Origin of the sequence: Vibrio qingdaonensis (genome assembly GCF_026191675.1) — a bacterium.
Classification (GTDB): domain Bacteria; phylum Pseudomonadota; class Gammaproteobacteria; order Enterobacterales; family Vibrionaceae; genus Vibrio; species Vibrio qingdaonensis.
The window spans coordinates 14,264-25,274 of the sequence record NZ_JAKRRY010000018.1; the positions used below are offsets into that span (position 1 = coordinate 14,264).

11 protein-coding genes are annotated in these 11,011 nt (G+C 44.7%); 8 read left to right on the plus strand and 3 right to left on the minus strand.

Annotation, left to right across the window (positions count from 1 at the left end; translation table 11 throughout):
- Positions 1-49: 49 nt before the first annotated feature.
- Positions 50-1,108, minus strand: coding sequence for an ACR3 family arsenite efflux transporter (gene arsB / locus MD535_RS13900; protein WP_265675626.1), 1,059 nt, complete (start codon positions 1,106-1,108; stop codon positions 50-52).
- Positions 1,109-1,231: 123 nt separating this feature from the next.
- Positions 1,232-1,573, minus strand: a complete 342-nt coding sequence (locus MD535_RS13905; protein ID WP_265675627.1) for an ArsR/SmtB family transcription factor — start codon at positions 1,571-1,573, stop codon at positions 1,232-1,234.
- A gap of 363 nt (positions 1,574-1,936) precedes the next feature.
- Here MD535_RS13905 and gloA point away from each other — a divergent pair, with 363 nt between their 5' ends.
- From gloA to MD535_RS13920, 3 genes are all read left to right on the plus strand, one after another.
- Positions 1,937-2,320: a lactoylglutathione lyase gene (gene gloA, locus MD535_RS13910; protein ID WP_265675628.1), complete on the plus strand. Its 384-nt coding sequence runs from the start codon at positions 1,937-1,939 to the stop codon at positions 2,318-2,320.
- Between the two features lie 11 nt (positions 2,321-2,331).
- A complete protein-coding gene (locus MD535_RS13915) occupies positions 2,332-3,429 on the plus strand; it encodes an alkene reductase (protein WP_265675629.1) in 1,098 nt (365 codons plus the stop codon).
- A gap of 176 nt (positions 3,430-3,605) precedes the next feature.
- On the plus strand, positions 3,606-4,004 hold the full coding sequence (locus MD535_RS13920; protein ID WP_265675630.1) for a VF530 family protein: 399 nt from the start codon (positions 3,606-3,608) through the stop codon (positions 4,002-4,004).
- Between the two features lie 254 nt (positions 4,005-4,258).
- On the opposite strand, the gene MD535_RS13925 is transcribed toward MD535_RS13920, so the two are convergent.
- A complete protein-coding gene (locus MD535_RS13925) occupies positions 4,259-4,987 on the minus strand; it encodes an SDR family NAD(P)-dependent oxidoreductase (protein WP_265675631.1) in 729 nt (242 codons plus the stop codon).
- A 212-nt stretch (positions 4,988-5,199) separates the two neighbouring features.
- Between MD535_RS13925 and MD535_RS13930 the strand changes: the two genes are divergently transcribed.
- The 5 genes from MD535_RS13930 (at position 5,200) to MD535_RS13950 (ending at position 10,934) form a co-directional block, all read left to right on the plus strand.
- Complete coding sequence (locus tag MD535_RS13930) at positions 5,200-6,897, plus strand: RluA family pseudouridine synthase (protein ID WP_265675632.1); 1,698 nt, start codon at positions 5,200-5,202, stop codon at positions 6,895-6,897.
- 458 nt (positions 6,898-7,355) lie between these two features.
- Positions 7,356-7,820 (plus strand): aspartyl/asparaginyl beta-hydroxylase domain-containing protein, encoded by a 465-nt coding sequence (locus MD535_RS13935; protein WP_265675633.1) that lies wholly within the window; start codon positions 7,356-7,358, stop codon positions 7,818-7,820.
- Between the two features lie 185 nt (positions 7,821-8,005).
- Positions 8,006-9,274 carry an SAM-dependent methyltransferase gene (locus MD535_RS13940; RefSeq protein WP_265675634.1) on the plus strand — a complete coding sequence of 423 codons (1,269 nt, stop codon included), beginning with the start codon at positions 8,006-8,008 and terminating at the stop codon, positions 9,272-9,274.
- Between the two features lie 11 nt (positions 9,275-9,285).
- Entirely contained in the window at positions 9,286-10,236 is a 951-nt protein-coding gene (locus MD535_RS13945) for a methionyl-tRNA formyltransferase (protein ID WP_265675635.1), read from the plus strand.
- Between the two features lie 80 nt (positions 10,237-10,316).
- Entirely contained in the window at positions 10,317-10,934 is a 618-nt protein-coding gene (locus tag MD535_RS13950; RefSeq protein WP_265675636.1) for a phage tail protein, read from the plus strand.
- Positions 10,935-11,011 lie beyond the last annotated feature (77 nt).

Sequence of the window (11,011 nt, forward strand, 5' to 3'; positions counted from 1 at the left end):
AAAGGGCAGCTAACTAAGGAGGCTGCCCTTTTTTGAATGGATAAACCGTCTACTTATGGTCGAGAGCGGCAGATTTCTTTTGATCGTAGCGAGTCTTCATTTTTAGTGCAACATTCACCAAGTAGATTAGCACTGGAACTTCAATCAGTGGACCAATGACGCCCGCAAAGGCTTGATCTGAGCTAATCCCGAAGACTGCGATTGATACAGCAATCGCTAACTCAAAATTGTTGCCTGTCGCCGTAAACGCAATGGAGGCATTTTTGTCGTAAGGGATGCCCAATCTTTTACCGATGAAGAAACTAATGAAAAACATCGAGATAAAATAGATGGTCAGTGGGATGGCAATTCGCACCACATCCATCGGCAATTCAACAATCATTTCTCCTTTAAGACTGAACATCAAGACAATGGTTGCCAGTAACGCGATGAGTGTTAAGGGCGAAATTTTCGGGATGAATACGGTGTTGTACCAGTGCTCACCTTTCATAGATACAAGGATTTTACGGCTTAAGAACCCAGCGATAAACGGAATGCCAAGGTAAATTAGTACACTGTGCGCGATGTCAATCATGGAAATATCGACGACCATGCCTTCATAGCCAAAGACAGGAGGAAGGACACTGATAAAAAGCCATGCCATAAAGCTGTAGCTGAGAATTTGGAATGCACTGTTTAATGCAACGAGCGCAGCCCCATATTCTTTGTTACCACCGCCAATATCATTCCAAACTAATACCATGGCAACGCAACGAGCCAGACCGATTAAAATAATACCAACCATATAGCCAGGATGATCCCCCAAGAACACTAAAGCCAGTACAAACATTAATATAGGACCGACAATCCAGTTCATGATCAGTGACAGTGTAATGGCTCGCTTGTCTTTCATGGTCGCCCCGAGCAAGCGGTAATCGACTTTAGCCAGAGGAGGATACATCATGACAATAAGCCCAATCGCTAGGGGGATGTTCGTGCTTCCGACGGTGACAGCTTCGTTCCATTGTTCAATTTGTGGGAACTGAATCCCTAGAAAAACACCGATCGCCATAGCAGAAAAAATCCACACGGTTAGGTATCTGTCTAAAAAGCTCATGGTTGGTTTCATGGTTCTCTCCATTATCGTTCATCGTCGAATAACGATTTGAATGGTTAAGTTATACAGTAGGCGACATGTCGGTGTAACTGTCATGACGTCGCGTTTATGGCTTAGAGCCAGCATGCTTGAGGATTAATTTAGGATGTTCTTGCTCATTGCATCATAGCTTGCAAAGGCATCTCTATTTATGCGGTAACACATTTTAGGTGGAATGGATTCTGCACTAATAAAACCCGCGAGTCGCAATATGCGCAGATGCTCGGAAACCGTTGATTGGGCAAGACCAAGCTGAGATACCAAATCGCTGTTTAAGCAACCACCGGATTTATCCAATATGGACAGAATACTGATGATTCGAATTCTTGCCGGGTGTGAGAGTGCTTTGCACATCGCAGCAAACTGGTGTTCATCCTGCTCTCTTTCCGCCGTTGGAGTAAAGTCGGTTTGCAGAGTGGGTTGGCAAGTAGAGGTCATCAGGTATCTCTAATCGTTAAAAGACGATTAATGGTAGGCGGAATAATAAGAGAGGTCAATGGTTTATTTTCGTCATATCAGCAGAGTTAAGAGCAGGGTGCTAAATAACATTATTATTTAGCGAGTTAGTGTCTGGGTTTTAAATGATGGCTTTCCATGCTGTACGACGCGTTGTTAACAATGCTCCCTCACTAGCGGTTAGCTTTTCAAGCTTCAACAGTTAGATAACAAAATATTATGATTTTCAAAATTAATGATAATTATACACTTGTCGTAGTGCCGTTAAAATAGGGTGTATGAATTTGGTAACGTTTTACGGTTGGTGCTTTCACCACTTGAACGTCTTGATAGAGAATGACGAAAATGAAAATCCTGCACACTATGTTACGAGTAGCCAACCTTGAAAAGTCCATCGAGTTTTATACCCAAGTGTTGGGGATGTCGGTATTAGATAGAACCGACAATAAAGATTACCGCTACACATTGGTATTTGTCGGGTATCCAGGACAACCAAGCAGTTCGACGATTGAATTGACGTTTAATTGGGATACTAACCAATACGAAATGGGCAATGCCTTTGGTCACATCGCGCTTGGAACGGATGATATCTATGCCATGTGCGACGCGATTAAGCAGCAAGGCGGTCAAGTTACTCGTGAGCCCGGTCCGGTAAAAGGTGGCAGTACCCACATCGCTTTTGTCGTTGATCCAGACGGCTACCAAATTGAACTGATCCAAGTTAACTAAAGGAAATCATAATGAAAGACACGTTATTTCAACCGTTACAACTTGGTTCTCTTACACTAAAGAATCGTATCGTCATGCCTCCGATGACGCGTTCACGTGCCACACAACCGGGCAACGTCGCCAATGATATGATGGCGACATATTATGCACAGCGCGCCAGTGCAGGGTTGATAGTTGCAGAAGGCACTCAAATTCACCCTCAAGGTCAAGGTTATGCTTGGACTCCGGGGATTTACTCGCCTGAACAAATTGCAGGCTGGAAAAAGGTAACGAGTGCGGTACATGACAACGGCGGCGTTATTTTTGCTCAACTCTGGCATGTCGGCCGTGTGACTCACCCAGATAATATCGGTGGTGAACAACCTATTTCTTCTTCAGCGATTAAAGCTGAGAACGTAAAAGTATTTATTGACAATGGAACGCAAGCGCCGGGGTTTGTGGACGTTGTCGAACCGCGAGTCATGACCAAATCTGATATTTTGAATGTCATTGGCCAGTATCGTCAAGCTGCCGTCAATGCATTAGAATCGGGGTTTGATGGTATTGAACTTCACGCTGCTAACGGATACTTAATTAATCAATTCATTGACTCAGAAGCCAATAACCGTACGGATGAGTATGGTGGTTCTGTAAAAAATCGTTTGCGCTTTATGCGTGAAGTCGTCGAAGCCATGATTGATGCGATTGGGGCTGAGCGAGTAGGTGTTCGCCTTGCACCATTTACATCGCTAAATGGTACGGTGGATGCGAATCCAGTGGAAACGTATACCGCGGCAGCAGCGTTGTTGAATGAGCTGAATGTTGTGTACTTACACATTGCTGAAGTGGATTGGGACGATGCACCGGGCACGCCAGTTGCTTTTAAGCAAGCGGTACGTGATACGTTTAAAGGTGTTCTCATTTATGCAGGGCGTTATAACGCAGAAAGCGCGGAGCAAGCGATAGAGGAAGGCATGACCGATCTGGTTGGTTTTGGTCGTCCTTTTGTTGCGAACCCGGATTTACCCGCGCGAATTCAGCATCAATATCCGCTAGCAGAGCATGACCACAATACGTTGTTTGGTGGCAATGAAGAAGGTCTGAATGATTACCCAGAGTATGGAAAGTAACTTCAGATAATGAGCATTGCATAATGCAGTGAATGAAAACCGCACGGCTACCGTGCGGTTTTGTCGTTTATGCGTCCGAAAAAAAGATTTTTGAATCGGGATTGAAGTTTTTTTATCAAGGAGCGAATTAACATCGTATACTACGCTTGATATTACCACTGTACTGTAGGACTCCCATGTCATTAGAAGAACAACAAAATAACCCTCTCCATGGTCTAAAACTTGAGGAGATGGTGACTGAACTTGTTGATTATTATGGGTGGGACATTTTGGACGCAGCGATGCGTATGAACTGTTTTCACACCAACCCGTCTATCGCTAGTAGCGTGAAGTACTTGAAAAAAACAGAATGGGCACGAGAAAAGGTGGAAATCTTCTATCTTTCTCGTTTCAAGCGTATGCCTAAACCAAGAGAGGATGAATATGACATCCCACCTCGTAAGCGTACCTTTGCGATTGGTATTGAGCCCAAGGAGCCAATGCAGTTGACGGTTGAATCTATTCATGCGTCACAAGCTAAAGCTGCATCAACGTATAAAGCACGTACGTCAGGTGGTCGCCATCGGGGTCGTTAATCGGTCGATTCGGTGAAAGCCAAAACGTTTCAGGTAGCAGGGAAAGCACCTGATTACGATTCTGGTAACCTAATGCGAGTGAATTAATTCGTTGTGTAGTGCGTCTAGCGCCTTGCTCCGATCTTACTCCCTTCCTTCATCCTAGTCTTGCAAAGACACATCTTCTTGCTCCTCACTGCTTATACCAAATTACCCGGGCTAAATATTTAGAACGCCAACAGGGTTTGATGCGTTTATAAAACCATCGAATGTGGTTACCAAGGGATTTCACTGCCATCAAAGCTAAAGAATTTTCCGGTATCACTTGGTGTGACCGTATTGATTAACGCCACCAACTTCTTGGCCACAAAGCTTGGAGCAAAGAGTTTGTGTCTCGGAACCTTATTTTGGAATGGCATGGACAGAGCGGTATCCGTGGTCCCAGGATGAAAAGAGAACACACAACAGCTCGGGTTTTTGTACTGCCACTCAATGCTAATCGTTTTAATCGCCATATTTAACGCAGCCTTAGAGCAACGATAGCTGATCCATCCGCCAAGTTGATTATCCTCAATACTGCCAATGCGCGCTGAAAGCGCGATAAAGTAAGTTGGCTTTTTTGAACGTAGAGATTGAGCAAAGTGTTTTGCCAGAAGCAGGGTAGACGTGGTGTTGAGTTGTATATTCTTATTGAAGAAACTAGGGTCAAATTGGCACACGGATTTTTCTGGTAGGTATTTTTGATGCTGATGCTGTGGATCACGTTGGTGCAAAAACCCCACTGCATTGATCACCACATCGATGTTTGAAACGGCTTTCGCTAAAGCCTGGATGTGCCGTTCCGAAGTAACATCGACTTGATGCCAGATGAGTTTGGTCGATACAAACTTGGGTAAGTGTTGACAGAAAGTCGCGTAAACCATGGTTGTGTGACTTGCAGAAAGAAAGTGCTTTACTAAAGCCAATCCTATTCCGCCGGAGCCTCCAACAATGAGTATGTTCATTTTTGCCTCCTAGTTTATCTATGTCGAATCCCGACGACATGACTTCTACGCAGTATCTGACTATATGAGGCAATGAGTGTGGAAATAAAGTTGCTGACGCTTTTGGTTCCGGCTTTATGCTATCATCGCCGTTACTTCCACTCCATGAGACACGTAAGTGATAGGCATTTTTAGTCTATGGCGAGCGATAGTCGCAGACGATACTAATTTAGATGAAGCCCAATAATTCTAACGTCAAACATCTTCTCCCATTCATAACGGATATCAGTGACTACACGCTGCCGATCGCCTTTACTTTTCCATATTATTATACGCCACACCCTTTAGCTGACATTGCAATGACTGAGCTGCAAGACTACCTTGAAACACAAACCGAGTGGTCACATGACTTTACGCAACGGGGAATGATGTTTGGTGTGTTAGTGGTGAAAAATGATGTGGGTGACATCGGTTACTTGTCATCATTTTGTGACGAAGTCACGGAGTCGAACGGTAATCATTTTTCCCCAGAGTTTTTTGTTGATGCGATTGCTAATGTCGATATGTCGAAAATACAACGCTTTGAGCGTCAGCTTATGTCACTTAAACTCGATATTCGTAAGCTAAAAAATTCGAAGAATTACATACAGCTAAAGCAATCTTTACAGGAACAACGACTAGAGTCCGAGCGGCAGATCGCAGAACATCAGCAGCGTAACATCGAGGCGAAAGCAGAGCGGAAGCAGCAAAGGCGGGACATGGAAGGCCACCTTGGGCAATCTATCGATGAAGCCAGTTTGCAGAGCTTTATTCATGAACTAGGTGCGCAAAGTAGCCGAGAGAAAAGAGCGTTTAAGGCGCTAAAGCAACAATGGCAGAGTCAAATTGCCGCTCTTGATGAACAATTAGAGCAAGAGCAATGCAAGATAGTAAGAATGGAAACCGAATATGCAAGGTTGCAGAGATCGTTTAATATTCAACAGCAGAAATCTTGCCAGTTTTTAAATCGAGCAGGGGTCAAAAAAAGCCTGTACGAGCTGTTTGAACAACCGAATCAAAGTGATGCTCAGCAGCCTCTTTCACATTCGTCTGAACAAAATTTGCCTAAATTACTGCAAGCGGCCTTTTTGCAAAACCTTACACCGCTCGCGTTAGGTGAGTTTTGGTGGGGCGCAGCGCCTTATGAGCAGATTCGGCAACACAAAAACGTATACCCGGTTTGTCAAAGTAAGTGTTTTGAAGTGTTGCAGCACATGTTGGAAGGTCTAGTGATAGATCCTAGCCCGCTCGAGCAGACCCCGTCATACGATAAATCATTAGAGATTGTCTATGAAGATGATGTGCTGGTGGTCGTCAATAAGCCCGCCGAATTTTTATCCGTTTCTGGCAAGTATATTAGTGATTCGGTACAAGCTCGAATGCAAGCAAGGTACCCACATGCCACAGGGCCTTTGATTGTTCATCGTTTAGATATGTCGACGTCTGGCTTGCTGGTGCTCACTCTTTCCACTGAAGCCAATAAGCATGTACAGAAGCAATTTATTGAACGCCGAGTAGAAAAGCGTTATACCGCATTACTTGAAGGCAAGATCCAACAGGATACGGGGGTGATCACGTTACCACTTCGGGGTGACTTGTCGGATAGGCCAAGACAAATGGTGTGCCATGAACAAGGTCGAGTGGCGGAAACCACGTATCGGGTGATCGATGTCATCGACAACCGAACCAAAATTCACTTATTTCCAAAGACAGGGCGAACCCATCAATTACGGGTGCATTGTGCTCATCAAGCTGGTCTAAATACGCCAATTGTTGGCGATGACTTGTATGGGTTTAAGGATTCGCGTTTGCATCTCCACGCTGGGTATTTGAAATTTCAACACCCAAGTACTGGAAATACGATGGAGTTCGAAGTCACCGCCGATTTTTAGTATTAAATCGAAACACCAAGGCAGTGCTATTTATGTCGATAAAGCGAGCACTGCTGGTCCCCAACACTTGGCGTTCGTAAAGCTAGTTTTAACAACGCATTGATTTTAATAAATTTTAACTTTTCTATTAATCCTGTATTTCTGCGAGTAGCGCGACACCAAAATCAAAAAATGAACCACAGTAGTTCTTTTTAAACGCCATTCATCACTTGAAGTTATCAATACTTGATCTATAACAATATAAGCAAATAGTTTATATGCATGCGAGCGCAATTAAACCATTTGATTATTGTTTTTACTGTCAATAGTGAGGGTGTGCCGTTATCGTCATATTTGCAAAACTCCCAATTAAATTTAACGTATCAGGGCTAGTCGCTGAGTGTCGCCAATTAAGTAATGATGATTGGGTCAGTCATGTCAATCAAGCTGCTTATTTGGGTGGTTGGGATGTGTTACCTATGCGCGTATTGCAGAAATATGTGTCAGCGCATCCCATTCTACAGAGCTTTTCCATTGAGGGGGATGGTCGGTGGGAAAATGGTAGTGTCATGGAGCGCTGTCCGAACATTTCTGCTTTGCTCGCGCGAATTCACGCGCCTATTCAATCGGTTCGCTTAATGCGCCTTCATCCCCGTTCTCATGTTTTGCCTCACCGTGATAAGAGCCTGTCGTTAGAGCATGGAGAGGTACGTTTGCATATTCCCATTACAGGTGATGAAGGGGTGGATTTCTTCGTTAGTGATCAAAGAGTGCCGATGGCGAAAGGAGAGGTTTGGTATATCAATGCAGACCAAGAGCACCAAGTCGTGAATCAAAGTGAGCATCCAAGAATTAATCTCGTGATCGACTGTAAAGTCTCACCGTGGTTGAGAAAACAGATAGCCGAAAGCCATGAAATGAGCCAGATGACATTATGTCAGTGAGTGTGGTGTCTAGCCAGCCGCAAGTCGATACTTTAGCGGGGAGTTTCGGGTCAATTGGTGGTATCGCTATATCAGCTGATCAGGCTGGCAAATGTTTAAAGGAATACACACGAGCCCAAGTGCTCTTTAAAGGCACTTAGCCATCACATTATTGGAAGTGGAATAGAAAGATAAGGATAGGGTAAGTGAAGGAAGTAGGCATATTATCTCAGAAATTGACACTCACAGATCAACGCCAATCATTATTGGGCTTCGCTGAGCCCAAAGTGGATCCGTTATTACAGCACTCCATTCGCGAGCAGCTAAAAGCGTTGACGACTGAAAAATTGACGGATTGTCAGCGACGAGCCAACCTATGCGAAAGCATGAACTTAGTTGTTGCTACATTGCTACAGCAAGAGACAGCGAAGCACGAAGTTCTCACGAAAATTTTCCAAGAACTGTATGAACACGCGTTGCAATCCATGGCTAAGGCGGACATCTCGCAGCAGAACCTAACCCATGAATACCTGAGTCCTACAGGGTATGTAATGTCGCCTTTAAACGGTCGCACAACAATCAAAGATATTTATCGCCTGCATCGTTTTATCAGAGGAATAGATAAGGCGATTACGGCTCGACTAAAAAACGATACTGTTATCCGTATTCTTTATCCGGCGTGTGGCCCGTTTGCTCCGTTGCTCTTACCATTAATTCAGTATTATCGAAGCCATAACCTAGCCACCGAACAGCAGATTCAAATCACCCTTGTCGACGTCCAGCCCGGTGCCATTCAAGCGGTGACCCAACTGGTTTCTGATCTTTCTATTCAAGGTTTTATTGAAAATATTGTTGAAGCTGATGCAACGCTTTATGAGCCTGAACAGACCTTTGACCTTTTAATTTTGGAAGCGATGCAGCATGGCTTTACCAAAGAGGGGCAATTGAGCATAGCCAAGCACTTAATTCAGTTTTTGAGCGTTGATGGTGTGTTGATTCCCCAGCAAATCTCAGTGCAAGCCATGATGGTGCATGGAGAGAATGAGTTTAACCAGCAGTGGAAGGAATCCGCATTTTCTCATTCGACAAACCTTGATAGAGAAGTGGTTCAAGATCGTGTCGAGCTAGGCGAAATTTTCCAAATTAGTAAATCGAGCTTGCTGGCGTTGGAAGAGGTGATACTTCCTTCGAAAATCAAAATGGTTAGAGCAAATCGTATCTCGTTGCCAACGGGTATTGAAGATATGAAAGACAGGGTTTTGGCTATTTATGCCACGTTGAATGTTTATTCAAACGAATTCATTCGCGAGTATGATTCAGGAATTACTCACCCCAAACCCGATATGACGTTCTACGTAGATACCCCCCCTAGAACACCGCAACCTGAACATTTTTTGACGTTTAGTGGCGGTGACGTTCAGTTTTATTATCAACTGACTGGTTTGCCCGGTTTTGTTGCATTACAAGCGGATTAGGAGGCGTGGTTATGGAACCCAAATTTGCAATATTTACTGGCAGTAGCATGGCGATACCGATGATTGCAGCTTTGCACCACAGACAACAACTCGCTTGTGTGGTGTTGCCTGACGGTGAGAACAACCCAGATTTATTGCAACTCACTCAAGTGCTTGCTCAGAGTGATATACAAGTAATTCAATATCAAAACGGTAATGAAGCCGACTTGGTTGCGCAGCTCGACGGTGTGCGCGCCAACGCTGGGCTGGCTTTCTTTTTCAGGCATAAATTTACTGATACTGCTATTCACTATTTTGGCGACAAGTTTTTCAACTTACACCCTGGCCATTTGCCCGGCTACAGAGGTCCATCACCGATCTATTGGCAAATACGAAATGGTGAGCAAGAACTGCTTCTGACCCTACATCGAATAGAGCGCGATTACGATGCGGGCGCTATTGGTGCGCAATCAATGGTCAATATTCATCCCTTTGACACCCTACTTAGCGTGAGCCAAAAAGTCGCGCAATCTGCCCCTTATTTACTGTGTGATTTTATTGATGCTTGGCGAGAGGGGAGGATTGAGTGGTGTGCTCAAAGCCAACAAGAGGTATCGAGTTCATGGCAGGGTAAACGGGTAGAGAGTGACGACTTGGTTATTGATTGGCTCCAGCATAGCAGCAAGATGGTGGTAGATATGGCACGGGCGGGTAACCCTCTTTATGGGGGAGCGTTGACTGAGTCTGCTTACGGGCAATTTCAATTACTGCAGTCAACCGCAGTTGACGGTGTTTTTGTTGGGATTAAAGCCGGAACGGTGGTTGAGGTGAGTTTAACGGCAGGGCTGGTTGTACAGACTATTGATGGGCAAGTACGGATAGATATTGTGTCTACGCCTCAGGGAGTAATGAGTGGATATCGGTTTGCGCAGCTTTGGCAGATTAATGCGGGTAGTGAGCTGGGTGCTTCGGCTTGCCGATAATGAGATTAGCAGAAAAATGTAATGGTCTTGCGGATTGAATTCGCGATGAGTGCTTCAAACACAGTGATAAGGATATAACGATGGCAACGGAACCATTTTTAGGAACAATGATGCCTTTTGGCGGCGACTTTACCATTCGTGGTTGGGCGATGTGTAGAGGCGCATTACTGGATATAAATCAAAACCAAGCACTTTATGCCGTACTCGGAACGTACTACGGCGGAGATGGTCGAGTCAATATGGGGCTGCCCGATTTGCAAGGTCGGAGCCCAGTTGGTTTTGGTGTTCGTCCAGGAGGGTATCGCTACTTACTGGGTACTGCTCAAGGAAGAGAAGAAATAACGTTAGCGGAGCGTGATTTACCTCGGCATACCCACGACGCGACATTTAGTCCAAGTGGCAATGTACCAGTAACCGCGAGTTTTAGTGTTGTTGCGAGCGGAAGTGGCACCAATGAACCCACAAGTGATAGCTACCTTGGCGCGAATAGTGGAGCCTCTATGTACTATACACCAAGCTTTGGTGACCCGACATTAACTGAAATTAAGGGGCTTGAAGTATCTGGTGGAGGCAGCAATGGTGGGACTGTTGACGTTGCGCATACAGGGGCAGCCACAGCCAGAATTAATGTTCTAAACCCTCAATTGGCAGTGAATTGGCTTATGGCCATAAATGGTGCATTTCCTACTCGGAATTGATGTTGAATGTAGAGAGTGTTGAAACGTTCTGATGGCAAGAGGTCAAAGTGAACGTTGAAGCACTCGAATGAAAAGAT